This is a genomic window from Paenibacillus alba (assembly GCF_013204855.1).
Lineage (GTDB): Bacteria > Bacillota > Bacilli > Paenibacillales > NBRC-103111 > Paenibacillus_E > Paenibacillus_E alba.
This window is the reverse complement of the sequence record NZ_JABMKZ010000003.1, coordinates 310,163-336,816: the sequence shown is the minus strand read 5'-3', so window position 1 is coordinate 336,816 and position 26,654 is coordinate 310,163. Positions and strand designations below refer to the sequence as shown.

23 protein-coding genes and 1 other annotated feature are annotated in these 26,654 nt (G+C 47.3%); of the genes, 5 read left to right on the top strand and 18 right to left on the bottom strand.

From position 1 onward, the window contains the following. Positions 1 to 43: 43 nt before the first annotated feature. The 5 genes from carB to pyrR all read right to left on the bottom strand — a co-directional run bounded on the left by carB (position 44) and on the right by pyrR (position 7,332). Entirely contained in the window at positions 44 to 3,253 is a 3,210-nt protein-coding gene (carB, locus tag HQN90_RS05030; protein WP_173216747.1) for a carbamoyl-phosphate synthase large subunit, read from the bottom strand. After that, positions 3,240 to 4,412 carry a glutamine-hydrolyzing carbamoyl-phosphate synthase small subunit gene (carA, locus tag HQN90_RS05025; RefSeq protein ID WP_173216746.1) on the bottom strand — a complete coding sequence of 391 codons (1,173 nt, stop codon included), beginning with the start codon at positions 4,410 to 4,412 and terminating at the stop codon, positions 3,240 to 3,242. The genes carB and carA overlap by 14 nt, the downstream gene beginning before the upstream one ends. A 156-nt stretch (positions 4,413 to 4,568) precedes the next feature. Next, on the bottom strand, positions 4,569 to 5,852 hold the full coding sequence (locus tag HQN90_RS05020; RefSeq protein WP_173216745.1) for a dihydroorotase: 1,284 nt from the start codon (positions 5,850 to 5,852) through the stop codon (positions 4,569 to 4,571). A gap of 20 nt (positions 5,853 to 5,872) precedes the next feature. After that, positions 5,873 to 6,772 carry an aspartate carbamoyltransferase catalytic subunit gene (locus tag HQN90_RS05015; RefSeq protein ID WP_420851032.1) on the bottom strand — a complete coding sequence of 300 codons (900 nt, stop codon included), beginning with the start codon at positions 6,770 to 6,772 and terminating at the stop codon, positions 5,873 to 5,875. A gap of 11 nt (positions 6,773 to 6,783) precedes the next feature. Then, positions 6,784 to 7,332, bottom strand: a complete 549-nt coding sequence (gene pyrR / locus HQN90_RS05010; protein WP_079420508.1) for a bifunctional pyr operon transcriptional regulator/uracil phosphoribosyltransferase PyrR — start codon at positions 7,330 to 7,332, stop codon at positions 6,784 to 6,786. Positions 7,333 to 7,733: 401 nt separating this feature from the next. Here pyrR and HQN90_RS05005 point away from each other — a divergent pair, with 401 nt between their 5' ends. From HQN90_RS05005 to HQN90_RS04990, 4 genes are all read left to right on the top strand, one after another. After that, positions 7,734 to 9,458: an ABC transporter ATP-binding protein gene (locus HQN90_RS05005; protein ID WP_173216743.1), complete on the top strand. Its 1,725-nt coding sequence runs from the start codon at positions 7,734 to 7,736 to the stop codon at positions 9,456 to 9,458. Further along, on the top strand, positions 9,455 to 11,338 hold the full coding sequence (locus HQN90_RS05000; RefSeq protein ID WP_173216742.1) for an ABC transporter ATP-binding protein: 1,884 nt from the start codon (positions 9,455 to 9,457) through the stop codon (positions 11,336 to 11,338). Before HQN90_RS05005 ends, HQN90_RS05000 begins: the two co-directional genes overlap by 4 nt. Before the next feature lie 165 nt (positions 11,339 to 11,503). Beyond that, the gene (gene dapD, locus HQN90_RS04995) at positions 11,504 to 12,214 is read left to right on the top strand and encodes a 2,3,4,5-tetrahydropyridine-2,6-dicarboxylate N-acetyltransferase (RefSeq protein WP_173216741.1); all 711 of its coding nucleotides are present in this window, start codon (positions 11,504 to 11,506) and stop codon (positions 12,212 to 12,214) included. Between the two features lie 21 nt (positions 12,215 to 12,235). Then, positions 12,236 to 13,363, top strand: a complete 1,128-nt coding sequence (locus HQN90_RS04990; RefSeq protein WP_173216740.1) for an N-acetyldiaminopimelate deacetylase — start codon at positions 12,236 to 12,238, stop codon at positions 13,361 to 13,363. A gap of 345 nt (positions 13,364 to 13,708) precedes the next feature. Here HQN90_RS04990 and HQN90_RS04985 read toward each other — a convergent pair whose 3' ends face one another. Genes HQN90_RS04985 through lspA form a run of 3 tightly spaced genes read right to left on the bottom strand, consistent with a single transcriptional unit; the run spans position 13,709 to position 16,341 of the window. Then, the gene (locus tag HQN90_RS04985) at positions 13,709 to 14,866 is read right to left on the bottom strand and encodes an aminotransferase A (RefSeq protein WP_173216739.1); all 1,158 of its coding nucleotides are present in this window, start codon (positions 14,864 to 14,866) and stop codon (positions 13,709 to 13,711) included. A 31-nt stretch (positions 14,867 to 14,897) separates the two neighbouring features. Further along, positions 14,898 to 15,848: an RluA family pseudouridine synthase gene (locus tag HQN90_RS04980; RefSeq protein WP_173216738.1), complete on the bottom strand. Its 951-nt coding sequence runs from the start codon at positions 15,846 to 15,848 to the stop codon at positions 14,898 to 14,900. After that, entirely contained in the window at positions 15,823 to 16,341 is a 519-nt protein-coding gene (gene lspA / locus HQN90_RS04975) for a signal peptidase II (RefSeq protein WP_173216737.1), read from the bottom strand. The genes HQN90_RS04980 and lspA overlap by 26 nt, the downstream gene beginning before the upstream one ends. Before the next feature lie 130 nt (positions 16,342 to 16,471). Here lspA and HQN90_RS04970 point away from each other — a divergent pair, with 130 nt between their 5' ends. Next, positions 16,472 to 17,215 (top strand): TraR/DksA C4-type zinc finger protein, encoded by a 744-nt coding sequence (locus tag HQN90_RS04970; RefSeq protein ID WP_173216736.1) that lies wholly within the window; start codon positions 16,472 to 16,474, stop codon positions 17,213 to 17,215. Between the two features lie 55 nt (positions 17,216 to 17,270). Here the strand turns inward: HQN90_RS04970 and ileS are convergent, their stop codons facing one another. The 10 genes from ileS to sigE form a co-directional block, all read right to left on the bottom strand. Further along, positions 17,271 to 20,039 carry an isoleucine--tRNA ligase gene (gene ileS / locus HQN90_RS04965; protein WP_173216735.1) on the bottom strand — a complete coding sequence of 923 codons (2,769 nt, stop codon included), beginning with the start codon at positions 20,037 to 20,039 and terminating at the stop codon, positions 17,271 to 17,273. Between the two features lie 69 nt (positions 20,040 to 20,108). Next, positions 20,109 to 20,352: a binding site (T-box leader), on the bottom strand. A 74-nt stretch (positions 20,353 to 20,426) separates the two neighbouring features. After that, on the bottom strand, positions 20,427 to 20,903 hold the full coding sequence (locus tag HQN90_RS04960; RefSeq protein ID WP_079420079.1) for a DivIVA domain-containing protein: 477 nt from the start codon (positions 20,901 to 20,903) through the stop codon (positions 20,427 to 20,429). Positions 20,904 to 21,057: 154 nt separating this feature from the next. Then, positions 21,058 to 21,840: a YlmH family RNA-binding protein gene (locus tag HQN90_RS04955; protein ID WP_216855205.1), complete on the bottom strand. Its 783-nt coding sequence runs from the start codon at positions 21,838 to 21,840 to the stop codon at positions 21,058 to 21,060. Between the two features lie 2 nt (positions 21,841 to 21,842). Beyond that, complete coding sequence (locus tag HQN90_RS04950; protein WP_173217060.1) at positions 21,843 to 22,082, bottom strand: YggT family protein; 240 nt, start codon at positions 22,080 to 22,082, stop codon at positions 21,843 to 21,845. 65 nt (positions 22,083 to 22,147) lie between these two features. After that, positions 22,148 to 22,570, bottom strand: a complete 423-nt coding sequence (locus tag HQN90_RS04945; protein ID WP_079420075.1) for a cell division protein SepF — start codon at positions 22,568 to 22,570, stop codon at positions 22,148 to 22,150. Between the two features lie 52 nt (positions 22,571 to 22,622). After that, positions 22,623 to 23,309 carry a YggS family pyridoxal phosphate-dependent enzyme gene (locus HQN90_RS04940; protein ID WP_173216734.1) on the bottom strand — a complete coding sequence of 229 codons (687 nt, stop codon included), beginning with the start codon at positions 23,307 to 23,309 and terminating at the stop codon, positions 22,623 to 22,625. An 18-nt stretch (positions 23,310 to 23,327) separates the two neighbouring features. Continuing rightward, positions 23,328 to 24,200, bottom strand: a complete 873-nt coding sequence (gene pgeF, locus HQN90_RS04935) for a peptidoglycan editing factor PgeF (protein ID WP_173216733.1) — start codon at positions 24,198 to 24,200, stop codon at positions 23,328 to 23,330. 112 nt (positions 24,201 to 24,312) lie between these two features. Next, positions 24,313 to 24,612: a YlmC/YmxH family sporulation protein gene (locus tag HQN90_RS04930; RefSeq protein WP_173216732.1), complete on the bottom strand. Its 300-nt coding sequence runs from the start codon at positions 24,610 to 24,612 to the stop codon at positions 24,313 to 24,315. Between the two features lie 136 nt (positions 24,613 to 24,748). Then, on the bottom strand, positions 24,749 to 25,531 hold the full coding sequence (gene sigG, locus HQN90_RS04925) for an RNA polymerase sporulation sigma factor SigG (protein WP_079420066.1): 783 nt from the start codon (positions 25,529 to 25,531) through the stop codon (positions 24,749 to 24,751). 162 nt (positions 25,532 to 25,693) lie between these two features. Continuing rightward, positions 25,694 to 26,416, bottom strand: a complete 723-nt coding sequence (gene sigE, locus HQN90_RS04920; RefSeq protein WP_079420064.1) for an RNA polymerase sporulation sigma factor SigE — start codon at positions 26,414 to 26,416, stop codon at positions 25,694 to 25,696. Between the last annotated feature and the right edge of the window lie 238 nt (positions 26,417 to 26,654).

Genomic DNA, 26,654 nt, shown 5'->3' with positions numbered 1-26,654 from the left:
CAATCTCAGTACGTGTTAATACGGACACAATCTTCACTCTCCCTTAAGCATGAATGGGCATTGCACGTGAGGAGAAGTTAATCGCTTCAAGCATATTGACTAGCGCTCTGACCGTATCCAGCGATGTCATACAAACCACACCGTTCTCAACAGCTTCACGACGTATGCGGAAGCCGTCGCGCTCTGGCTCTTTCCCTTTTGTCAAAGTGTTCACAACAAATTGTGCATCCCCGCTGCGGATCAGATCCAGAATATTAGGTGATCCTTCGCTCAGCTTGTGGACAGTTGTCACCGGCAGGCCAGCTTCTTGAATCGCCGTAGCGGTACCGCCTGTTGCGATGATTTTATAACCTAAGCGGTAGAAGCCTCTCAAGATTTCAATCGCTTCTTCTTTGTCTTTGTCGGCTACCGTTACTACGACGGAACCGGCAGCTGGGATTTTCATGCCTGCCCCGATCAAGCCTTTGTAGAGGGCTTTAGCAAAGTTAATGTCGCGCCCCATAACCTCGCCTGTTGATTTCATCTCAGGTCCGAGAGTTGTATCTACACGGCGCAGCTTCGCAAAGGAGAACACCGGCACTTTGACAGAGACATATTTATCTTCAGGCCATAGGCCGCTTTGGTAGCCCATATCCGTAAGCTTTTGACCCATAATGACGCGTGTCGCGACATTGGCCATCGGGATATTCGTTACTTTGCTTAAGAATGGCACCGTTCTGGAAGAACGCGGGTTAACTTCGATCACGTACACTTGATCGTTATGAATGACGAACTGGATGTTGACTAAACCAACCACGTTCAGTTCAAGCCCGATTTTCGTCGTAATCTCGATGATTTGCTGCTTAAGCTCATCCGAGAGCGATTGCGGCGGATACACCGCTATCGAGTCGCCGGAGTGAACCCCTGCACGTTCAACGTGTTCCATAATCCCAGGGATCAGAACCGTTTCTCTGTCGCAAATCGCATCCACTTCGACTTCTTTGCCCAGCATGTAACGGTCAATCAGAACCGGATGCTCAGGGTTGATTTTCACGGCATATTCCATGTAGTTCAGCAATTCTTCATCGGAGTAGACGATTTCCATCGCACGTCCGCCTAAGACATAAGAAGGACGAACGATAACCGGATAACCGAATTTCGCTGCTGTTCCTACGGCTTGGTCAACGGATGTTACGGTACCGCCTGGAGGTTGAGCAATCGAAAGCTTGCTAAGCAAAGCTTCGAACTTCTTGCGATCTTCCGCCGTATCAATGCTTTCCAGGTCAGATCCGAGGATGCGCACGCCAGCTTTGTGCAGCGGTGCTGCCAAGTTAATCGCAGTTTGGCCTCCGAATTGCACGATAACTCCGATTGGATTCTCACGCTCGATGACGTTCATCACATCCTCGAAGAATAGCGGCTCGAAGTACAAGCGGTCTGATGTATTGAAATCCGTCGACACCGTCTCTGGATTATTATTGATGATAACTGCTTCATAACCTGCTGCTTGGATAGCCCAAACCGCGTGAACCGTGGAGTAATCGAACTCGATCCCTTGACCGATACGAATCGGACCGGAGCCTAATACAACGACTTTCTCTTTGGTTGTTTCGGTTACTTCATCTTCTTGCTCATACGTAGAATAGTAGTAAGGCGTAGAAGCTTCAAATTCCGCTGCACAAGTATCTACCATTTTGTAGACAGGCTTGATGTTTTGCTTCAAGCGGTGTGTTCTGACTTCCGCTTCTTTGGTGAATGTCGAGCAACCAGCTAGGGTACGAATCTCGGCAATAGCACGATCTGTGAAACCTTTGCGCTTCGTTTCGAAAAGCAGCTCATTCGTCAATTCACTTGCCGCGATTTCTTTCTCGTATTTGATCAGACCATCGAGCTTGTTCAAGAACCACCAGTCAATGTTCGTCAAATTCTGCAATTGCTCCACCGTGTAGCCTCTGCGGTAAGCTTCTGCCAATAAGAACAGGCGCTCATCGTCCGGTTTTTGCAAGCGGGTTTCCAATGTTTCTGTATCCAGCAAATCCGTTTCTTTAAGGAATAAGCGATGTACACCGATCTCTAGGGAACGTACTGCTTTGTGAATGGACTCTTCGAACGTACGGCCGATCGCCATAACTTCGCCAGTCGCCTTCATTTGTGTACCTAATTTGCGGTTGGCAGCTGTGAATTTATCAAACGGCCAACGCGGGATTTTGGAAACGATGTAATCCAGTGCCGGCTCGAAGCAAGCATAGGTTTGGCCTGTAACCGGATTGACCAGCTCATCGAGCGTGTAGCCAATCGCAATTTTCGCTGCCATTTTGGCAATCGGATAGCCAGTAGCTTTGGATGCAAGCGCTGAAGAGCGGCTAACACGCGGGTTAACCTCGATGACATAGTATTGGAAGCTGTGCGGATCAAGGGCGTACTGTACGTTACATCCGCCTTCGATATTCAAAGCGCGAATGATTTTCAGTGATGCCGAACGCAGCATTTGATATTCACGATCCGACAACGTTTGGCTTGGCGCTACTACGATACTGTCTCCGGTATGTACACCAACTGGATCAAAGTTCTCCATGTTACACACAACGATACAGTTGTCGTTCGCATCCCGCATAACCTCGTACTCGACTTCTTTCATACCGGCAATACTGCGCTCAACCAGACATTGACCGATCGGGCTGTAACGAATTCCGGAAGCTACGATTTCCGTCAGTTCTTCCATCGTATTACAGATACCGCCGCCAGTTCCGCCTAAGGTGTACGCTGGACGAATGATGATGGGGAAGCCGATTTCGTTAGCAAAATCAACCGCTTGAGCAACTGTCGTGACGATAACGCTATCCGGTACCGGCTGCTCTAATTCTCTCATCAAGTCTCTGAAAAGATCGCGATCCTCCGCTTTCTCAATCGCCGTAAGCTGCGTTCCGAGAAGCTTCACGTTCTCGCTTTCCAGTACACCGGCGCGAGCCAGTTCAACAGCCATGTTCAGACCAGTTTGGCCTCCAAGTGTTGGAAGCAAACCGTCAGGACGTTCTTGACGAATGATTTGTGTCACAAATTCGAGTGTAATCGGCTCGATATATACTTTATCCGCCATGTTCGTATCCGTCATGATCGTAGCCGGGTTGCTGTTGATCAGGATAACTTCCATGCCTTCTTCTTTAAGTGCTTGACAAGCTTGCGTGCCCGCATAGTCAAATTCCGCTGCCTGACCGATAACGATTGGACCGGAACCGATAACGAGGATCTTTTTGAGTGTATTATTTTTTGGCATATTGCAGTTCCTCCTTCACAGATGTCGATGCCGTGGAAGCTTTCCACTGAGCAAGCATTTGCGCTTGGCGCGGCTGCTGTGGGTTATCAAGCTTATGCTGACGGATCAGCGAGATGAAATCATCAAACAAGTAGCTGGAGTCGAATGGCCCCGGTGCTGCTTCTGGGTGATATTGTACCGAGAATGCAGGGTATTTCTTGTGTTTCAAACCTTCAATGGTGCGGTCATTATTGTTAATGTGCGTTACTTCAAGGTCTGTTCCGTTCACGGAATCTTCCTTGACGGTATAGCCATGGTTTTGCGATGTGATGTAGCAGCGACCGGAAGCCAAATCTTTCACGGGATGGTTGCCGCCGCGGTGGCCGAATTTCAATTTATCTGTATCCGCGCCGCAAGCGAGTGCGAACAATTGGTGGCCAAGGCAGATTCCGAACAAGGGAATATCGCCGAGCAAGCCTTTGATCATTTCAACCGCGTGTGGAACATCCTTCGGATCCCCAGGGCCGTTGGACAGCAGTACGCCGTCCGGCGCAAGGCGGCGAATTTGCTCAGCCGTCGCATCTTGAGGGACAACGACGACGTCGCAGTCGCGTTTGCTCAGATCGCGGATGATCCCGCTTTTTGCACCGTAATCAACGAGCACGATACGCTCTTTGTGGCCTGGCGCGCCGTATACGCTTTTGGTGGATACACGAGCAACTTGATCCGTCATGAGGGAAGTTCCGCGAAGAATTTCCGTTAATTCCGTAACCGATTTATTGGATGTTGTCAATAAGCTCTTCATAACGCCATAGTGACGGATTTTGCGAGTCAACATACGAGTGTCGATGCCGCTGATGCCAACGATGCCGTATTCTTTGAGCAAGCTGCCAAGTGTATATTGCGCTCTCCAGTTGCTTGGAATCTCTTCATGCTCACGCACGACGAAACCATGAATGAAAGGACGTACGGATTCAAAGTCATCCCGAATCACACCGTAGTTCCCCACCAATGGATACGTCATCGTCACGATTTGACCGCAGTAGGAAGGATCGGAAAGCACCTCCTGATAACCTGTAATCCCTGTATTGAATACAACTTCGCCGACGGATTCACCTTCACTACCGAACGATTTTCCTGTAAAAAGAGTGCCGTCTTCCAGCAACAATCTTGCCTGCATGTTCTTTCAACTCCTTCGCTATTGTCAAACGATTCTCACGAACCGCAGATGTCATGCCTACAACTTCCTAAGAAATGCATAGACTTGCATAAAAAATGATCATTCTGTATAAATATACACGATTTCAGAGGTCTCGTACAGCGCATTATGCGGATTTTACGAATAAACCACTTTACCAGATGCGATGGTCACAACCGGCCAGCCTTGCAGCTTCCAACCGATGAACGGTGTGTTTTTGCTGCGCGACACGATCTCATCTTTCAGAACTTCACGCTCCGTCTCCAAGTCTACGATTGTGATATCCGCTACTCGGCCTACTTCCAACGTTCCGTAAGGAAGTCCGAATACGTCTGCCGGCTTTTGCGTCATCCGATCCACAAGGAAGCCAAGCGTCCATTGTCCAGTTAGAACGAATTTCGTATACAGCAGCGAGAACGCTGTTTCGAATCCTAGGATTCCGAATGGCGCCAGCATCATGCCTTTGGCCTTTTCTTCTTCGCTATGCGGTGCGTGGTCCGTTACGATGATATCAATCGTGCCGTCTTCCAGACCTTCAATGACAGCTTGCACATCGCGCGGCGTGCGCAGCGGAGGATTCATTTTCCAATTGGCATCGAGCCCTGGAATATCTTCATCGGACAGCACGAGGTGATGCGGACAGACCTCTGCGGTCACTTTGATACCGAACTGCTTCGCATGCCTGATCAAGCGAACCGATTGCTCCGTGCTGACATGGCACACGTGGTAATGAACGCCTGTCGCTTCGGAAAGCAGAATGTCGCGCCCTACATGAATCGCCTCAGATTCGTTCGGAATCCCTTTCAGGCCGTGCTTCTTCGCGAACGAGCCCTCACTCACCGGCGCTCCAACGACAAGCGTGTCATCCTCGCAGTGTGCGATGATCGGCATGTCCATGGATGCGGCCAAAGCCATCGCATCCTTCATCATCTGCGCGCTTTGCACGCCAACACCGTCATCGGTGTAGCCGATAACGCCCGCTTCTTTGAGCGCTGCGAAATCCGTCAGTTCGCGACCAAGCTGGTTCTTCGTAATCGTGCCGTAAGGAATTACGCGGATGACGCCTTCTGTTGCGGCTTTATCCAATATGTAGTTCACGGTATCAACCGTATCGATCACTGGTCTTGTATTAGGCATGCAGGCGATCGTTGTGAAACCGCCGCGAGCCGCGGAACGCGTGCCCGTCGCAATATTTTCTTTATGTTCAAAGCCAGGCTCTCTCAAATGAACATGCATATCAATGAAACCAGGTGTTACAAGTTTGCCTGCTGCATCAATAACTTCATGTCCCTCCGTCTGAGGCGTTGAGCCGCTTGCCGCATCCACCACTTGTGCGATTTTATCATTTTCGATCAAAATGTGTTTCTTTGCTTGTACATTATTGACGTCAACGGTAAGTCCGTTTAAGATCCAAATTCCCATTGTGATGTAGTCCCCCTGTTTTATGATAAAGCTCGTTCAATGACCGCCATACGAATCGGAACACCATGAGCAATTTGTGTGAAAATTTTCGATTTTTCATGTTCGACCAGTTCATCATCAAGTTCCACATTGCGATTCACCGGAGCGGGATGCATGATGATGGCATGCGGCGCCATGCGGCTTGCGCGTTCTACGGTCAGGCCATACTGCTCGCGGTACTCTTCAGCCGAGCGAATAATTCCTTTGTCGTGGCGCTCGAGCTGCACACGCAGCATCATGACGACATCAGCTTTCAAAGCTTCCTCGAAAGAGATATACGGTGCGAACTCAGCCAGTTCAGGAGCTTGCATACTTGGAGGCGCGCAGAACTGTACTTTCGCTCCCAAGGCGATAAGTCCCCATAGGTTGGAGCGAGCTACACGGCTGTGCAGGATATCACCGATGATGGAAACCGTCAGCCCTTTGATGGTGCCGAACTGTTTGCGCATTGTATAGAAATCCAGGAGCGCTTGCGTCGGATGCTCGTTATTGCCGTCGCCGGCATTGATTAGCGGAATTTTGATTTTCTCGGCTAACTCCTGCAGAACACCATTTGGCTTCAAGCGGATAACTCCAGCGTCAATTCCCATAGATTCAAGCGTGCGAACCGTATCGTAGATGGACTCCCCTTTTTGCACGCTTGATTCAGCAGCAGAGAAGTTAAGCACGTCAGCTCCTAGGCGTTTCTGCGCCAACTCGAAGGAGAAGCGGGTTCTGGTGCTATTTTCGAAAAACAGGTTGGAAACGAATTTGCCTTGGAACTGGTTCGACACCTTCGTTGGCGATTGTTCCCAATATACCGCGCGGTCCAGAATGCTCGTTATTTCCCCTGCACTCACACCTTTTAATCCCAGAAAATGTCTTGCTGCTTGTGTACTCACTATGCTCACTCCTATTTCCCCCTCTGTTGAAGTATGATGACCCCATCTTTAACATCGATTTCCGTTAACAACACTTCGATGCTTTCACTTTTGGAGGTAGGTACGTTCTTCCCAACATAATCGGGCCGAATGGGCAGTTCGCGATGTCCTCTGTCAACAAGTACGGCCAGTTGGATCATCTGCGGTCTACCCAGATCAATCAATGCGTCCATGGCAGCTCTCACCGTTCGTCCGGTGTAAAGGACATCATCAAAGAGGATGATTTTGCGGTCTTGGATTTGCAGGTTGCCGCCTTCTCTGGCGTCTTCCACTGATTTCACTTTGATGCGATCATCGCGGTAAGAAGTGATATCAATCTCGCCAACCGGGATCGGTACGCCTTCGATTTCCATAATAAGCTCTGCCACGCGTTTGGCTAAATAAATGCCGCGGGTCCGAATCCCAATCAAGGTGCAATCTTCTACACCCTTATTCTTTTCCAGGATCTCGTGCGCAATCCGCGTAAGTGCTCTTCGAATGCCCATTTCATCGATAATGGTATGTTCAGCTGTTTCGTTCATATTTTCGCCTCCTGAGAGTTCATCTCCAGCAAAATGGACATCGTAAGAATAAGCTGCATATTCCTTTGGGATAACCAAAAAACTCCTTGCCCAATTCATGGCAAGGAGTTACGAGTGCATAAAGATACAGAGCGGGGCATAAGGATGCGCACATCCCAAGCTTCTTCATATCGCGAACCTAAGATTCTCGATATCCCGTCTTTTCTTATCGTTTACCTTGCCAGCCTCTCTGGACTGTTTTTAAAGGTACGTATGTAATTAAAAGCATTATGCCATTTTCGACACGATAAGTCAATATCTTATCCGCATTTCTCTTTGAGCAAGCGTTCCGGCATGTGTTATAATTTACATATTATTTTGAAACAAACAGACATGCTTGCGAACTCACTAAGGAGGAAACTATGTTCAAATTGTTTCGACTTTTGAAGCCTTACAAATTTTTAGTGGCTGCCGTCATTGCTTTAATGCTGCTGCAATCACTGGCACAGTTGTATTTGCCAACACTGCTTTCAGACATTGTTGATGTGGGGGTTGTCAAAGGAGATGTTTCGTATATTCTTCGATACGGAGCTTACATGCTGCTAGTCGCGATGGGCGGAATGGTTTGCGTTATCATCGCAAGCTACTTGCTTGCCAAAACGGCAACAGGATTCGGCAGGGATCTGCGCCGTACGCTTTTCAGCCATGTCGAGAGCTTCTCGCTGAATGAATTCGATAAGCTCGGAACCTCCTCGCTCATTACAAGAACCACCAACGATATCGCCCAAGTCCAGCAGGTCATTGTCATGATGCGAATGTTCATCGGAGCGCCCACGATGCTGATCGGCGGAGTCATCATGGCGACTTACAAAGACGCTCATCTGGCCATTGTTTTAATCTCCGTCATCCCGATTCTCGTTCTTGCGATCATTTGGATTATGCGCAAAGGTCTCCCTCTCTTCAAATTATTACAGCTCAAAATTGATGGCATCAACCTTGTGCTGCGAGAAAATTTAACCGGCATCCGCGTAATCCGTGCCTTCAATCGGTCCGACCATGAGAAACAGAAATTCGAAAAGGCAAACCTTGACTACACCCAAACCGCTGTAAAAGTTAATACCTTAATGGCTACCATGATGCCCGTGATGATGCTGGTATTCAATTTAGGTGTTGTCGTCATTCTATGGTATGGCGGCATACGGATTGATAACAATCAGATGCAGATTGGTGATCTGATGGCTTTCATCCAGTATGCGATGCAAATTATGTTTTCCATGTTTATGATGACGATGATCTTCATGATGATTCCCCGGGCATCGGCATCGGCCGTGCGAATTAATGAAGTTTTGGCCCTTGAGTCTACGATCCATGACAGCCAAACAGCAGAAAATCTGGATTCCAACCAAGCCGCCATTGAGTTTCAAAATGTCACGTTTAGTTATCCAGGTGCCGAGCAGCCTGCGCTTCTCAACATTTCCTTCCGGGCAGAAGCAGGTGAAGTTACTGCTATTATTGGCGGCACAGGTTCTGGGAAAACAACACTCATCAATTTACTGTTACGTTTCTATGATGTCGATTCAGGGGACATTACCATTGAAGGTCAATCTATGCACAAGCTGAAAATAGAAAGCCTAAGAGAACAAATCGGTTATGTTCCACAAAAAGCTGCGCTCTTCTCCGGGACGATCGCCGAAAACATTCGTTTTGGACGTGAAACTGCAACAGACGAAGAGATTCGACATGCGGCGGCTACGGCGCAAGCTGCTGATTTTATCGCTGAATTGAAAGATGGCTTTGAGTCTGTTCTCGCCCAAGGCGGAACGAATTTATCAGGAGGCCAGAAGCAGCGTCTTGCCATTGCTCGAGCACTGGCTCGCAAACCTAACATCTTTGTGTTCGACGATAGCTTCTCTGCTCTGGATTTCAAGACGGATGCCAAGCTCCGCGCAGCACTCAAAGACGAGACCGACTATGCGACCAAAATTATCGTCGCTCAACGCGTCAGCACCATCATGGATGCGAATCGTATCATCGTGTTGGAAGATGGCCGTATCTCCGGTATCGGAACGCATGCTGAGCTGATGAATACCTGTGCTGTCTACCAAGAAATTGTGGCTTCGCAGCTGTCAGAGGAGGAAATCGCATGAGTGAGCAACGCAAAGATGAGCGTCCGTCCCCTCCGCCTGTCAACCCAGGAAACTTTGGCCGCGGCGGGATGGGGGCCATGGGCAGACCCGTTCAAAAAGCCAAGGATTTCAAAGGAACGCTTCGCAGGCTCGCGGGCTTCATGAAGCCCTTCCGATTGCCGATATCCTTTGTTCTTATCGCAGCTGTTCTTAGCACGATGTTCAGCATTATCAGTCCGAAGCTGATGGGTAATGCGACTACTCTATTATATGAGGGCTCTGTAGCCAAATTAAAAGGGGTCGCCGGTGCGAAAATCGACTTCGATGCGATTCTCCAAATCGTTCTGATATTGGCAGCGTTCTATGTCCTTAGCGCTGCTCTAACCTATATCCAGCAATGGATTATGGTTGGCGTTACACAGAAGATTGTATTTAATTTACGCAAGGCGATTAGCGAGAAGTTGACTCGGGTTCCTTTATCCTTCTTCGATGCCCGCAGTCATGGGGACACGATGAGCCGTGCAACCAATGATGTAGATACACTTAGTTCTACAATGCAGCAGAGCTTAACCCAATTAATTACATCGATCGTCACTTTGCTAGGCATCATCGTGATGATGTTAACGATCAGCCCCCTGCTGACTTTAGCTACCATTATTACTTTGCCATTAAGCATTTGGGCAACCAAAATAATTGCCTCCCGTTCACAAAAGTACTTCAAAGGACAGCAAAAAACACTTGGCGAACTAAACGGTCATGTAGAAGAAATGTACACGGGTCATACGATCGTCAAAGCCTTTGGCCGTGAGAATAAATCGGTTGAGCAGTTTAATGAAATTAATGACCGATTGTACAATTCAGGCTGGAGAGCGCAGTTCATCTCCGGAATGATTTTCCCCTTAATGTCCTTTATCGGGAATATCGGCTACGTACTTGTTAGTGTAATCGGCGGGATCATGGTTACCCATGGTGCTATTAAAATCGGTGACATCCTTGCTTTCATTCAATATTCCGGACAATTCGGAATGCCGATTACGCAAGTTGCCAATATCGCCAATGTCATTCAATCCACCATCGCCGCGGCGGAACGTATTTTCGAGCTGTTGGATGAACCTGAAGAAGTCTTGGAGAACGCCAATGTCAAATCGATTTCCAATGTCCGCGGGCTTGTCAAGTTTGAGCATGTTGCCTTCTCTTACAAAGCGGATACACCACTCATTGAAGATATGAATATCACCGTGGAACCCGGTCAAACCGTCGCCATCGTTGGACCTACAGGCGCCGGCAAAACCACAATCGTCAATCTGCTTATGCGTTTCTATGAGTTGAATAGCGGAATCATTTCTATCGACGGCGTGAATTCACGCGAGCTGTCACGCAGCGAACTGCGCGGACTTTTCGGCATGGTGCTGCAAGATACATGGCTGTTCAACGGAACCATTCGAAACAACATTGCTTATGGCCGTGACGGCGCGACGGAAGATGACATCGTGAACGCAGCTCGAGCTGCTTATGCAGATCATTTTATTCGAACATTGCCGGAAGGGTACGACACGGTTCTGAATGAAGAAGCATCCAACCTCTCCCATGGTCAAAAGCAGCTTCTTACCATTGCCCGCGCGATCCTAGCGGATCCAACGATTCTGATCCTCGACGAGGCGACGAGCAGCGTTGATACGAGAACGGAAGTATCGATCCAGCGAGCCATGAATAACCTGATGGCGAATCGTACCAGCTTTGTCATTGCCCATCGTCTCTCGACGATTCGCGATGCAGACCTTATTCTCGTCATGAATCAGGGAACCGTCATTGAACAAGGCACACATGTGGAGCTTTTGGAGCAACAAGGCTTCTATGCAGATCTCTACAATAGTCAATTTGCTCAAAAAGCCATCTCCTAAATAAAGGCCGCGTTAGAGTCAATCCGACTCCTGACGCGGCCTTTTTCACAATGAAGTCATAAGTTGCATCCGGCAAACACGCTTTTTCTACGAATACGCATTGGCTGAAACGCTCCCTATCTGATAATATAGGAGAGTCAATTTAAATTTTAAGGAGATGTCACCATGAGCGAAATGAATACGCTAGAAATTATCCAATTTATTAAAGAGAGCAAGAAAAAAACTCCGGTGAAAGTATATGTAAAAGGAAACCTCGATGGCATTAACTTCGGAGAAGGCAGTCAATCCTTCCTTTCCGGTGGCAGCGGCGTTGTATTTGGCGAGTGGAGTGAAATCCAGCCGATTCTCGAAGCAAACAAAGCGCAAATCGAGGATTTCGTTGTTGAAGCGGATCGTCGCAACTCTGCTATCCCTATGCTGGATCTGAAACATATCAATGCCCGTATCGAGCCAGGCGCGGTTATTCGCGATAAAGTACATATCGGAGATAACGCTGTTATCATGATGGGCGCGCTCATCAACATTGGCGCATCCGTAGGCGACGGCACGATGATCGATATGAACGCGGTTCTTGGCGGCAGAGCACAAGTCGGCAAAATGTGTCACATCGGCGCAGGCGCGGTCGTTGCTGGCGTTATTGAGCCTCCTTCCGCACAACCATGCGTGATCGAAGATGATGTCCTTGTTGGGGCAAATGCGGTTATTTTGGAAGGCGTACGCATCGGTAAAGGCTCCGTTGTCGCTGCTGGCGCTATCGTCACGCAAGACGTTGAAGAGTATACCGTTGTTGCAGGCGCGCCTGCACGCGTCATCAAGAAAGTGGATGACAAAACGAAATCCAAAACCGAAATTTTACAAGATCTGCGCACCCTGTAAGAGGATCTGGAGGTTTTCGCCATGCTTAGCCCTTTTATCGAGCTGCGACGTCAGCTTCACCAAATACCGGAGCCTGGCTTCCAAGAGTTCAAGACCCAACAGCTGCTCCTTGATCATCTAGCCAAGCTGCCGCAAGAGCGTCTAACCGTTCGTACGTGGCGTACCGGCATTCTCGTCTACATTCAAGGAACGAACCCAACGAAGAGATTCGGCTATCGGGCGGATATGGATGGATTGCCGATTGCTGAAGAAACTTCTCTTGCCTTTCCTTCCCAGCATCCCGGCTATATGCATGCGTGCGGGCATGATTTCCACATGTCCATTGGAATGGGCGTAGTCACCCACTTCGTCCAGCAGCCAATGCAGGATGATTTGGTCGTCCTGTTTCAACCAGCCGAAGAAGGTCCGGGCGGTGCGTTGCCAATGCTCGCTGCCGAGGAATTGCAGGATTGGAAGCCCGACCAAATGGTCGCCCTCCATATCGCGCCGGAATATCCGGTAGGCACCATCGCTACGCGGCCGGAAATCTTGTTTGCCAACACTTCCGAGCTTTTCATCGACCTGCTTGGCAAAGGCGGACATGCTGCTTACCCGCATCAAGCCAATGATATGATTGTCGCTGCGACGCAAATGGTAGGACAACTGCATACCATCGTTTCCCGCAATGTAAACCCGCTGGATTCAGCGGTTATTACAATCGGCAAAATGGAAGCAGGAACCAAACAAAATATCATCGCGGAAAAAGCTCGTCTCGAAGGCACGATCCGCACCTTGTCCGCAGACTCCATGAGCAAGATCAAAAAGCGGATCGAAGCGGTAGCCGCAGGCGTTGAAAGCTCCTTCGAATGCAGTGTCGCGATTGATTATGGCTCCAATTATCGCCAAGTGTTTAATGATCCTCCGCTAACGATCGAGTTCATGGATTGGCTGCGGGATCGGGACAACATCCAGCTGGTTGAATGCACAGAAGCAATGACCGGCGAGGATTTCGGTTATTTTCTGGAGCAAATCCCCGGCTTCATGTTCTGGTTGGGTGTAGACACGCCACATGGTCTGCATCATGCCAAGCTTGAGCCCGACGAACGCGCGATTGATATCGCGATAACGACAATAACGGCTTATCTGCGATTTAAAACAGAGAAAAAGTAAAACAAAAACCAGTTAACCTGCATGCAGGTAACTGGTTTTTGTTTGTTTCACTCTTTTTACTCATGCTCCAAATTCATCACGATCAGGAGCGTACCACTATTACTATCGTTGCTAATAATTAATTAACGAGATCAGCCTCATAGCTAATGAAAACCTGCAATTGTGCATCTTTTTCGGTTCATTTATGGTTCTTTTTCTAAAATTCATGCAAAAGTGCAGGTTTTCTCTGCTCATTTCTATTCCAAGCGCTTACTAGCCTAAAAAAACTGCACATTTGCAGGCTTATCCGCTTTATAGCCCTAAATCATCGAAAAAGCCTGCACTTTTGCAGTTTTTTCCAGCACATCACTTCAACTTGCCAACAAAACGCGCCAAGCGATCCAAGGATTGCTCCAAAACTTCCTGAGAATACGCATAAGATATACGAATGAAGCCTTCCCCATAGGAAGTAAATGCATCACCTGGAACAACGGCAACATGCTCCTCTTGAAGCAGCTTCATTGTGAAATCCATGGAGCTGAGGCCGAACTTGGCAATAGAAGGGAATAAGTAAAAGGCTCCATCCGGTTTTTCCAAATCAATCCCCATAGCTACTAAGCGATCATACACATAGTCTCTACGCGCTTCATACGCGCTGCGCATCGGCAGTGCATCATCCACACCGACTGTCAAGGCCTCCAATGCCGCATACTGGCTTACGGAGCTGGCGCAGGTCACATTGTATTGGTGAACCTTAATCATGTGCTCAGTGAGGTAAGCCGGCGCGAGTGTGAAGCCTATCCGCCAGCCTGTCATCGCATGTGATTTGGATAAACCATTAATAACGATCGTTTTCTCACGTATTTTGCCTATCGTCGTAATAGAATGATGACTTTGACCGTAAACCAGCTCACTGTAGATTTCATCGGATAAAATAAAGAGATCCCGATCTTCCAACAACTGCGCCAGATCAGCCAATTCTTTCTCTGTGAGCACCTGCCCTGTTGGGTTTGACGGATAGCATAAAATCACACATCGCGTGTTTGCCGTTAAATAAGGCTCCAGAATATCAGCCGTTAGCTTCAAACCATTATTCCGCGTATCGACATAGACGGGAACGCCGCCTGCCAAACGAATCAACGGCTCATAGCCAGGGTATATCGGGGCTGGGATGATTACCTCTGCTCCCGGTGTAAGAATGGTTCGCAGCGTGATGTCAACCGCCTGGCTCGCTCCAGCAGTCACGATGATTTCGTCCGCCGCGCGATACGTTTGTCCATATTTCAGCTTCACGAAATGGGACACGGCTTCACGCAGTTCCAATAGTCCGGGGTTTTGGGTGTACACGGTCTTATTTTGATCCAGTGCCCTCTGACCCGCTTCGATAATATGCCGCGGCGTCGGAAAGTCCGGCTGCCCGATCGTTAGCGTCAAAGCACCTGGCATGGTGCTGACCAGATTGGAAATTTTGCGAATGCCAGAAATTTGAATGTCCCTCACTAAAGGGTTGATTAAATGCTCCATATGATTCACTCCTCTCCCACTCAGAAGAACCCTAGGTTGTTCTTATTGTTTGCAGCAAATTGTCCATATCCGCCGGCATTGGCGCTTCGAATTGCAGCCATTCCCCCGTGCGAGGATGTTTAAAGCCCAGAATAGCTGCATGAAGCGCTTGTCCATCCATCAGCATTCCTTTACTCTTGCCATACATCGGATCACCGACTAGCGGATGCCCAATGAATTTCATATGCACGCGGATTTGATGCGTTCGGCCTGTCTCCAGCTTCAACTCGACCAATGTGAAATCTCCGAAACGTTCCAGCACTACGAAATGCGTTACCGCCGTTTTGCTGTTTTTCTCGGTAACGGTGTACATTTTACGATCATGAGGATCGCGTCCGATTGGAGCGTCAATCGTTCCTTGATCGTGCTGCAAATGCCCGTGCACCAAGGCGATATATTTGCGATTAACGGTATGCGCCTTCAGCTGTTCAGCAAGACTTGCATGCGCTTTGTCATTTTTGGCGGACATGATGAGTCCGGAAGTATCCTTATCGATCCGATGAACAATACCCGGACGCAGCTCTCCGTTGATGCCGGATAAATCCTTGCAATGATACATCAGAGCATTCACCAATGTACCGGAGTAATGTCCTGGCGCCGGATGAACAACAAGCCCGCGTTGTTTGTTGATGACAATAAGATCGGCATCTTCATAGACGACAATTAATGGAATATTTTCCGCGGCAAGCTCGACGCCTTGCGGTTCAGGAATTTGCAGGGCAATCACATCTTGTTCAGCCAGCTTATAGTTAGGTTTAATCTCTTTGCCGTTGACTTTAACATGCCCGTCCTTGACCCATTGCTGGATTAACGTTCTCGACACATCTTCTTCCAAGGCTTCTGTGATGAATTTATCAATACGTTCTTTGGCAAACTGCTTTTCGACCGTCCATTCGACGATCTCACTCTGTACGGCTTCAGACGAGGTCTGATTTGTGTTCATGTGCTGCTCCTTTTTTCTCTTTTCTCCAAGCCAGAATTGATTCAAGGAAGATGAGGATAACCCCAACCACGATGGCTGAATCAGCTAAATTGAAAATCGGATATATATAGTAGATGGCTTTGCCGAATAGGCTGAAATCAAAAGTAAACTGAAGGAAATCCACAACTTCGCCAAATAAAGCGCGATCGATGAAATTACCAAGAGCTCCTCCCAGCAATAAGCTAAGCGCAAAAGATAGCAAAACCTTGCCTTCGCGGATCGTCTTGCGACTGTACCAAATAATCCCGATCACTACAATCGTTGTGATGACAATGAAAAACCATCTTTGGTTTTGCAAAATACCGAAAGCCGCGCCTCTGTTGCGATGCGAAGTAATGATGAAGAATTCACCAATGACCGAGCGCTCTTCCCCCAGCGGAATTCGTTTGGTAATAAACCATTTGGACACTTGATCCATAATAAATACAATGAGCGCATAAAAATAATATTTCATTGATCTTTTCCTCCTAATCGTCATCAAAAAACAACAGTTCCTTATTTTCAAGGAATTACCTCACTAAAAAGTGCTCCCACTCGGCATTATAACGGTAAGGATCAGCTGTAAGAAGGGAGCTGTACGACCTATGAGCCATTTAACCGAGGAACAACTCAAACAATTATATCTGCAATTATTGGAGGAAAAGCTTGGTCTTGAGAAACATTTTGCTTCAAATGATCATTATGGCCTAGCCAATTCGTTCTCTGACAGTACAGGCGAGCTCTCCATGTACGACAATCATCCTGGAGATATTGCCTCTGAAATTTACGAACGCGAGAAAGATATCTCGCTGAATGAACATGCCGAAATGCATTTGGAACAAGTTAATGAAGCTTTATCTCGCATGGAAAGCGGGGAATATGGCATCTGCGTTTTCAGTAAACAGCCCATTCCTTTCGAACGTCTCCAAGCCATACCAACGACGCTTTACAGCTTGGAACATGTACCGGATCCTGACCAGTCTTTCAGAAGGCCTGTCGAAGAACAAGTGCTCTTTCCCCCTTTTGGCCGGACGAGCTTCGATGAACGCGACGATGAGACCGAATTTGACGGTGAGGATGCCTGGCAAATTGTTGAAAGCTGGGGCACCTCGAATACGCCTGCTTTTGCTGAAGATCCCAATGTCGAGAATTACAACGAAATGTATATTGAAGCTGATGAAAACGAAGGTTATGTGGAATCCTTCGAAAGCTTTGTCGCCACTGATCTCTATGGTGAGCATGTGACCATCGTGCGGAGCAAATCTTATCGCGATTACTTGCAGAGCGGCGAAGGTGACCCTTTTCTGGAACCCGAAAATCTCCATAAAGCGGATGATGAGCAGGATTAGAACAAACAGGACAAACGAGCTTCGCTGCTTAGCGAAAGCTCGTTTGTTCCCTTAGTTACTCGTGATAATGAGCGTCTACGACGTCATTACATCTTTTACATAGAGTTGGATGTTCTTTACTTTGCCCAACCTCCGGGGTCACTATCCAGCAGCGCTCGCACTTCTCGCCTTCGGCAACTGCAATCGCAATGGCAACCTCTTTGGCTTGGTAAGCCCCCTCAGGTGCTGCCGAGCCAGCAGGATGCACAGTGACGGCAGACACGATGAACAATTGGTCAAGCTGTTCCAGCTTCGACAGCAAGCTGTACGTTGCTTCATTCGGATACAAATGGACAGATGCTCCCAACGAATTGCCGATGACTTTTTCTTTGCGCGCTTCCTCCAGTGCTTTCAGCACTTCATCTCTAACGCTTAAGAAGCCGTTCCATTTATTTTCTAATTCTTCGTTGTACAAGCTTGTGTCTACTTCCGGCAGTTCAGCCAACTGAACGCTGCTTAATTCAACACCTGGGATGTACTTCCAAACTTCATCTGCCGTATGGGCAAGAATCGGTGAAATCAGCTTGGTGATCGCGATCAACGAGGCATATAACACCGATTGCGAAGCTTTGCGTGCTGGATCATTTGGCGCATTCGCATATAGGCGATCTTTGATGATGTCCAAGTAGAATGAACTCATTTCTACTGCACAGAAGTGATGTATCGTTTGATAAACGACATGGAATTCATAAGCTTCATAAGCTTTCACCACTTTATCAATCATCCGGTTTAAGCGAATTAACGCATAACGGTCAAGCTCTGACAAGCTTTCAGCTGCAACACGATCGACAGCCGGATTGAAATGACTGAGGTTCCCAAGCAAGAAACGTAATGTATTGCGGATTTTCCGGTATACTTCCGTCGTTTGGTTCAAAATATTATCTGAAATACGATGGTCGGACTGATAATCAACAGAAGATACCCAAAGACGCAAAATATCGGCGCCAAGCTTGCCGCAAACAACATTCGGATCTATCGTATTCCCGATCGACTTGGACATTTTGCGTCCTTCGCCATCAAGCGTGAAGCCGTGGCTGAGAATGCCTTTGTATGGCGATTTCTCTCTTGTGGCTACACCTGTAATCAGGGAGGAGTTAAACCAACCGCGATATTGGTCGGATCCTTCCAAATACAGATCAGCAGGCCATTCAAGCTCAGGGCGTGCTTCCAACACCGCGACATGACTTGAACCGGAATCAAACCAAACATCCATGATATCCGTTTCCTTGCGGAACTCTGCGTGACCGCATTTGGAGCAGCTCGTTCCCGCTGGAAGAAGGTCCTTCTCCTCTTTGATAAACCAAGCATTAGAGCCTTCTTGTTCAAACAACTGCGCTACATGCTCAATCGTTTGCTCATTGACCAGCGGCTCGTTACAGCTGCGGCAGTAGAAAATTGGAATTGGAACGCCCCATGCGCGCTGTCTCGAAATACACCAATCTCCACGGTCTGCAATCATGTTGTGCAGGCGAACTTCGCCCCACTCCGGTGTCCACTTCACTTGTTTGATTTCATCCAGCATCTCTTGTCTGAATTTATCAATCGAAGCAAACCACTGCTCTGTAGCACGATAAATGACAGGCTTTTTCGTCCGCCAGTCGTGTGCATACTGATGCTGAATGTCTGCGGCTTTCAGAAGAAGTCCTGATTCTTGCAGCTTCTCAATGATCAGCTTGCCGCCTTTTTCATAGAATAAGCCTTCATACCCAGGTGCTTCTGCCGTGAAATGGCCTTGGTCATCAACTGGGCACAACACACCGATGTTGTAGCGCTGACCAATCGCGAAGTCATCTTCCCCATGTCCTGGAGCTGTATGGACACAGCCGGTACCCGCTTCCAGCGTAACGTGCTCGCCAACCATAACCAATGATTCACGGTCATAGAAAGGATGTTGGCAAGTGACATATTCCAGCTCACTGCCTTTTACCGTTGAAAGCACTTCATACTCGCTCCAGCCAATTTCTTTGGCAGCAGCAGCAAGCAAACCTTGCGCAAGCACATATTTCTTGCCATTTGCTTGAACAACCGCATATTCAAATTCCGGATGCAAGGAAATCCCTAAATTGGCTGGCAACGTCCAAGCCGTTGTGGTCCAGATCACGATTGCCGCGTCCTGCGGCAGCTTGCCTTTACCATCTTTCACAGGGAAAGCCACATAGATAGATGTGGACGTTTTTTCTTTGTATTCGATCTCGGCTTCCGCAAGAGCGCTCTCCGAGGACGGAGACCAGTAAACCGGCTTCAACCCTTTGTAAATATAGCCCTTTTGTACCATGTTACCAAAAACCCGAATCTGATTAGCTTCATACTCTGGCTGCAGCGTAATATATGGATTCTTCCAATCCCCGCGAATACCCAAGCGTTTGAATTGGCTTTTTTGCTTCTCAACCGATTGCAGGGCATACTCTTTGCAATATTCCCGGAACTCTGGAACGGTCATTTTCTTCCGGTCCACCTTGCCGCTGTTCGTAATCACTTGTTCAATCGGCAAGCCATGCGTGTCCCAACCTGGAACATAAGGAGCATCGTAGCCTTGCAGCGTTTTGAAACGCACGATAATATCCTTCAGGACTTTGTTCAGCGCATGTCCAATATGAATATCCCCGTTCGCATAGGGAGGCCCATCATGCAAAATAAACTTGGTTCTGCCTTTACGACTTTCCTGCACTTTGGCATAGATGTCTTCGGCTTCCCACTGTTCTTGAATTTTCGGTTCCGCTTGAGGCAAGTTCCCTCGCATCGGAAACTCCGTTTGTAATAGATTTAATGTTTTGCCATAATCCATGTCAACCGCTCCATTTCTTACCTTAAACTTGTTTGCGTCCAAAAAACAAAAAAAGCCTCCCATCCCCTAAAAAGGGACGAGAAACTCAACTCGCGGTACCACCCTCGTTATTAAGCAAATGGACCAGCGCACATTGCGCAGCTCTATCGCTTAATCACTCGACCATGTGTAACGGCATGACCCGGTTCTCTCTACTTGATTCAAGAGACGCTCCTGGGGGATATTCGATACGCTGCAGAGATTAGGCTCACACCGATACCCTAATTCGCTGACACTGCAATGACGCCCTACTCGTTCCAGTCATAGCTTTGCTGAGATACATTTAACAGGAGTATACCCAATTCAATAGGCATAGTCAATATGACAACCACCTAGGACAGTAGTTTCCTACTCTTCTTTGGTCTCGAATTGCATGCTTTGCCAGCCTTCTGTGTTGAGCAGTTCAAGCTGAGCTTCCAGCAGCGTCCGAAAACGGGTCCGATAAATCGATGCCTGCTTCTTCAACTCTTCAATCTCCAGAGACACCTTGCGTGAACGCGTCAACGATTCATTGATGATGCGATCTGCATTTTTCTCGGCCTCTTTTAAGATCAACTGGGCTTCTTTCTTCGCGTTGCTTCTTACTTCATCTGCCGCCTCTTGCGCGACAATGATCGTCTTGCTAAGCGAATCTTCAATATTCGTGAAATGATCCAGCCGCTCCTGAAGCGCCACCGTTTGATTCTGTAAGTCTTTATTCTCGCGAATCAACGCTTCGTAATCTTTAATGACTTGATCGAGGAATTCGTTGACCTGATCTTCATCATAACCGCGAAACGAGCGGGAAAATTCTTTATTATGTATGTCTAACGGTGTTAATGGCATCAGTGCCCCTCCTTAGCGTTTTGCTTAGCAAAACTGACTTCGTAAGCATAAACGGAACAAGCTTCCTCTGAAAGCCCGTTTACACCTAACTCTTACTGTTTCAGTTCGACAGAAAATAAGCAATTCCTGCAAAGTTCGTGGATAAATGTTCCACTTAGGCAAATTTACCGATTTTCACGCGAATCCGGCCTTTTTTCGTGACGCCTTCGACTTCGAGCACCTTAAACCGGCCAAAGCCTTGCATAGAAACCATGTCGCCTTCTTTCAAAGGCTTGCTCGGATCTTCCTCGAGCTTCCAATTGACTCGGCAGCGACCAGCTTGAATAGGTGTCAATACCTTGGCACGACTGAGACGAAAAACATCACTCACGATACCATCCATCCGCATCGAGGCCACAGACAAGGTGATCTCGTCCAAGCTCACCTGTGCCAGCTCCAACTGATCCAGGGGCAATAACTCAGTTTGGACATGCACTTTATGAACTTGTGATAAATTCAAATGCAAGTAATCGGCTGCATCCTGTGTTACCAAGCAGTGGCAGCCACCCTCTATAACATGAATATCGCCAACCTTGTCTCGCTTCATGCCGAGTCCAAGAATGGCGCCCATGTAATCTCCATGTTCTAAGGTTAGAAATTTACCGTCTCCGGAAGCAACAGACAGCACCGACATGGCCATATCCTCTCCATCCAATGGACGGTAGTCAGGGGCAATCAATGCTCTCCTTCGTTCTGCAGCCGAATATCCGCCATCCAAACGACAGTGGACATCGGGATGCCGGTTAACGAGTGATGTTAAAATAAATGCCTGTCTGGGATCTAGGAAATCTGTCAGTTTCACAGCATGCTGCTCCGCTGCCCGCTCAACCCAGTCCCAGGCTTTGTCCACAAAATGGTGTTCGTCAGGATGAAAATGGCCGTATAGTTCTTTTGACAAAATTAAAACATCCCCACAATGAAATCTAGCACAGCTGAAATCCCCATCACGACAAATCGCAAGGCGATCAAAGCGACGATTGGGGAGAAATCAATGACGCCCATACTCGGAATGATTTTCCGGAAAGGACTTAAATAGGGCTCAACCAATTTGCTCAACAATCCACCAATAAAGCTGTCACGCGCATTCGGGAACCAAGAAAGAATCAAATAACCAATAATCATGAAATAATAAATTTCCATCAAAATACTTAAATAATAGTGAACGTAAGCCACGTAAGCATCCACCTCTGTGTTAGGATATGCGCCTATTCCTCACCCATCATCTCGGAGATGTGACCATGAATATCGACGGTGTCTGGTGTACACAGAAAGATATTCGGTCCTAGTTTGGAAATAGACCCATTCAAAGCATATACTGTTCCGCTCAAAAAATCTACGATCCGCACAGCTTGATCGCCGCGAACGCGCTGCAGATTAACGACCACTGCTCTTCGAGATCGAAGATGATCTGCGATGTCTTGTGTCTCTTCATAGGTGCGAGGCTCGCTCAGCACGACACGTGCATTTTTCTGTGAATGAATGCTGACGACATTCGCCTTATTTTTATTACGCAATTCATATGGATTGGTTTCAGGTTCTTCTGTTGTTTCCACAATCCGTTCCCGCTCCACAACCTCTTCCTCTTCTTGCAGTCCAAGAAAATTCATAAATCGGTTATATACACCCACTATAATTCCCTCCTGTCTTGTTCTTCCATCCAGAACAGTGATTATTTCTTCATTACTCTTCTTTACCCACCAAAACCGTTCCCAAACGCACCCAAGTTGCGCCTTCTTCAATAGCTACCTCAAAATCACCGGACATTCCCATTGACAATTCGGTGATCTCATAAGGGAAAATTTGCCGATCATTCAATTGATCTCGAAGCTCTCTTAATCCACGAAAAACAGGTCTCGTTGCATCAGCTTCCATCTCATACGGAGCCATGGTCATCAAGCCGGTGATATGTATATGTGTTAGTTTGCTAACTTCTGCGGCGAGATCAAAGAAATGCTCAGGGGCTACGCCATATTTGGATTCCTCACCGGAAACATTCACTTGCAGCAAGCAATTAACTTCCAAACCTAGGGCTGCTGCCTGTTTGTCCAGTTCTTTGGCCAACGACATACGATCCAACGAGTGAATATAGGCAAATTTGCCAATGACGTCTTTCACTTTGTTCGTTTGGAGATGTCCGATGAAATGCCAGGTTCCTCGCTCATGCAGCGCCTCCCACTTAGGCTTAACATCCTGCCACCGATTCTCGCCAATGTGCTGCAAACCTTCATCCAAAACACTTCGTGTTGTTTCTAAAGAAACATATTTGGTTACAGCTATGATCTTGATATCCTCTTGCTTTCGTCCGGACCGCTCACAGGCTGCGGCAACACGAACTTCGACTTCATTTTTACGATTACGTATATTCATTTGCGAAAGCACCTCACTTCAACGCATTGCTTGCTCATCCGCTTCTTGCAGAAGTCCGATCCAAGCAATCATTCTGCCTGTAGCACCGCCTTCTTTTCGATGTGAAAAGAACTGATCGGTGTTACAACTCGTACATAACTGTGATACTTCGATATGGGACGACAAAATTCCTGCTTGGCGCAACAATTTTCGGTTCAATTCTTGCAAATTCAGCATATACTTGCCATTATCTTTGGCAATCAGTACAGGAGCCCCCTCTTCAGGTGCTGCTTGAGCTCCTTCAAGCACCTCTTTTACTCGACTGGCTACAACTGTATCAACCTCATAGCAGCACGCCCCAATGGATGGTCCTATGGCCGCATAAATGTCAGACGGCTGACTACCAAAAGTATGTGTCATTAAGGATATTGTAGCCATGGAAATGTTTAGCACGGTCCCTTTCCAGCCGGCATGGGCTAGCCCGACAACACGCTGAACTGGATCATAGAAATATAAGGGTACGCAATCAGCAAACTGTGCACATAGCACAATCCCCCGTTCCTTCGTGATGAATCCGTCCTTGGCCTGAATAGCCTCTACTCTGGATGACCGGCCTCTCCCTCTATCCTGAGCGCTTACGACGACAACCTCATTGCCATGTACTTGCTCTGCGTACGTAAAGGCTTCAAACGGCTGCTCAAGGGCTTCGGCAATGAGTGCACGATTCTTCACTACATGGTCAGATACATCATTAACATGAAGCCCGCAATTAAGGGTCGAAAAGGGCTCCATGCTCACCCCTCCATGACGTGAAGTAAAGCCTGCTGTTATTTCATTAAACTGCTCCAACCAGCTTGCTATCGTAAATAGGACTGGCCTATTCTCATTCTGTTGTTTGATAAATGGTTCCATCTGTCTCTCTCCCTACACATTCAGCTACTTCTACTTTAGCACAAAACAAAAAGACACACGATATCTGCTTGGCTATCGCGCTTCGCAGCAGCCTTCGCTCGTGTGTCGCAGGTCAATTACGGAACTGCCGGTTAAACTCATAAACACCTTCAGTGTCATCCGTTTGACGATAAGGACGAGCATCCTCGAGTTTAACGAGTACAACATCAGCACCGATTTTCACAATATGCTTCCATGGGATGATGACGTCCGTGCCTGAACCAAACAGCCCGAAGAACCGGCTTTGATTCGGTACAACAATGGATTCAATACGGCCTTGGCGCAAATCAAGCTCCAAATCACTGATTTGGCCGAGTTTTTTGCCATCTACTATGTTGATTACATCCTTCGTCTGAAAATCAGATATTTTCATGAGGCTGCTCACCACGAATCTCAATAGATTTTAACTGATTTTGTACTAGTATATGTGCGGAGTGGGCAAAATGTCCTGAAACTCAAAAAAAGACCTTCACGGCTTGTCACAGCCGATCCGGTCTTTATGTAAGAACTTACGATTTTACATGTTTTTGCATTTGGCATATGGCTGACTTCTCAAGTCTGGATACTTGCGCCTGTGAAATGCCAATCTCATCGGCAACTTCCATTTGTGTTTTTCCTTCAAAAAAGCGCATGGAGAGGATCATTTTCTCTCTGGCATTCAATTTCCGCATCGCTTCCCGCAGGGCAATACCTTCAATCCAGGACATATCCTTATTCCGCTCATCACTGATTTGATCCATCACATAGATCGGATCTCCACCATCATGATAAATCGGCTCAAAAAGGGAAACCGGATCTTGAATAGCATCCAGAGCGAAGACCACATCCTCTTTGGGCACATTAAGCGCTTCGGATATTTCATAAATCGTCGGTTCGCGAGAATTCTGATTCGTCAAACTGTCTCTGACTTGCAAAGCTTTGTAAGCAATATCTCTCAAGGAACGAGAAACGCGAATCGGGTTATTGTCACGTAAGTAGCGGCGTATCTCACCTATAATCATCGGTACAGCATAGGTCGAGAATTTAACATTTTGGCTTAAATCGAAATTATCAATGGCTTTCATCAAACCAATACAACCAACTTGGAAGAGATCGTCCACATACTCTCCGCGATTGTTGAACCGTTGAATCACACTTAGAACCAATCTGAGGTTCCCATTCACCAACTTCTCCCGTGCAGTCCGTTCTTGTTTGGTCTGCAAATCAGAGAACAGCTCACGCATTTCTGCGTTTGTCAGAACAGGCAGTTTGGCGGTATCAACACCACAAATCTCAACTTTATTTCGGGTCACCGTGATTACCTCCCAAGGAGAAACATTACTGTTAATTATCCCCGTGAGTAACCGATTTATTCCTGTCCTTCCCTCTGTCTAGGCACTTGACAAAAGGTCAGCGACTTGCTCCCTCCCGTGACTGCTGAACAAATTCCACATAACCTGCCAAAAAAAATTTTCTTATACCATCTTATTAAATTCCTTGCGAAGCCTTTTAATAATCCGCTTTTCCAATCTGGATATATACGATTGTGAAATACCAAGCAGGTCTGCAACATCCTTCTGTGTTTTTTCTTCACCGTCTTGCAGGCCGAACCGAAGCTCCATGATGATACGCTCGCGTTCACTAAGCTTATCAAGCGCTTTATGCAGCAACTTGCGATCTACCTGCTCTTCGATGTTACGATAGATCGTATCATTCTCGGTTCCAAGGACATCGGAAAGCAGGAGTTCATTTCCATCCCAATCAATATTCAGCGGTTCATCGAAAGAAACTTCTGTACGAATCTTACTGTTGCGTCGCAGGTACATAAGTATCTCATTTTCGATGCAGCGTGATGCATAGGTTGCTAATTTTATCTTTTTCTCAGGGTCAAAAGTGTTCACAGCTTTAATCAATCCGATAGCACCGATTGAAACCAAATCCTCGATATTTATCCCCGTATTCTCGAATTTCCTAGCTATATAGACAACCAATCTCAGATTCCGCTCGATCAGCATCGCTCGTATCGCGGCATCCCCGGATGGTAATTTTTCCAATAAGTATTCTTCTTCTTCTCTCGTAAGCGGTGGCGGTAAAGCTTCACTACCACCTATGTAGTAGATTTCCTCTCCTTTAAGACCTAAGAACATTAAAATACGATAATACGCTAGTTGAAAAAGCATTTTCCATTTCAAGAGCATGTTAGTTTCCTCCTAAGAGTTTTGCTGTGCAAAACTGACTTCGTAAGCATTTGCCGAGTTTTCCGTAGGAAAACTTGCATCGTAAGCGTAATCTGAGTTTTGCTGTGCAAAACTGACTTCGTAAGCATTTGCCGAGTTTTCCGTAGGAAAACTTGCGTCGTAAGCGTAATCTGAGTTTTGCTGTGCAAAACTGACTTCGTAAGCACTTGCCGAGTTTTCCGTAGGAAAACTTGCACCG

Bases quoted from the DNA above. Each gene is read 5' to 3' on its own strand.
- carA (WP_173216746.1), bottom strand. From the start codon at position 4,412: ATGCAGGCAAGATTGTTGCTGGAAGACGGCACTCTTTTTACAGGAAAA.
- HQN90_RS04970 (WP_173216736.1), top strand. From the start codon at position 16,472: ATGAGCCATTTAACCGAGGAACAACTCAAACAATTATATCTGCAATTA.
- pyrR (WP_079420508.1), bottom strand. From the start codon at position 7,332: ATGAACGAAACAGCTGAACATACCATTATCGATGAAATGGGCATTCGA.
- HQN90_RS04985 (WP_173216739.1), bottom strand. From the start codon at position 14,866: ATGGAGCATTTAATCAACCCTTTAGTGAGGGACATTCAAATTTCTGGC.
- carB (WP_173216747.1), bottom strand. From the start codon at position 3,253: ATGCCAAAAAATAATACACTCAAAAAGATCCTCGTTATCGGTTCCGGT.
- sigE (WP_079420064.1), bottom strand. From the start codon at position 26,416: ATGCTCTTGAAATGGAAAATGCTTTTTCAACTAGCGTATTATCGTATT.
- lspA (WP_173216737.1), bottom strand. From the start codon at position 16,341: ATGAAATATTATTTTTATGCGCTCATTGTATTTATTATGGATCAAGTG.
- HQN90_RS04940 (WP_173216734.1), bottom strand. From the start codon at position 23,309: ATGAATATACGTAATCGTAAAAATGAAGTCGAAGTTCGTGTTGCCGCA.
- HQN90_RS04990 (WP_173216740.1), top strand. From the start codon at position 12,236: ATGCTTAGCCCTTTTATCGAGCTGCGACGTCAGCTTCACCAAATACCG.
- pgeF (WP_173216733.1), bottom strand. From the start codon at position 24,200: ATGGAACCATTTATCAAACAACAGAATGAGAATAGGCCAGTCCTATTT.
- HQN90_RS05020 (WP_173216745.1), bottom strand. From the start codon at position 5,852: ATGGGAATTTGGATCTTAAACGGACTTACCGTTGACGTCAATAATGTA.
- HQN90_RS04960 (WP_079420079.1), bottom strand. From the start codon at position 20,903: ATGCCATTAACACCGTTAGACATACATAATAAAGAATTTTCCCGCTCG.
- dapD (WP_173216741.1), top strand. From the start codon at position 11,504: ATGAGCGAAATGAATACGCTAGAAATTATCCAATTTATTAAAGAGAGC.
- HQN90_RS04950 (WP_173217060.1), bottom strand. From the start codon at position 22,082: ATGGAAATTTATTATTTCATGATTATTGGTTATTTGATTCTTTCTTGG.
- HQN90_RS05005 (WP_173216743.1), top strand. From the start codon at position 7,734: ATGTTCAAATTGTTTCGACTTTTGAAGCCTTACAAATTTTTAGTGGCT.
- HQN90_RS04930 (WP_173216732.1), bottom strand. From the start codon at position 24,612: ATGAAAATATCTGATTTTCAGACGAAGGATGTAATCAACATAGTAGAT.
- ileS (WP_173216735.1), bottom strand. From the start codon at position 20,039: ATGGATTATGGCAAAACATTAAATCTATTACAAACGGAGTTTCCGATG.
- HQN90_RS04980 (WP_173216738.1), bottom strand. From the start codon at position 15,848: ATGAACACAAATCAGACCTCGTCTGAAGCCGTACAGAGTGAGATCGTC.
- HQN90_RS05000 (WP_173216742.1), top strand. From the start codon at position 9,455: ATGAGTGAGCAACGCAAAGATGAGCGTCCGTCCCCTCCGCCTGTCAAC.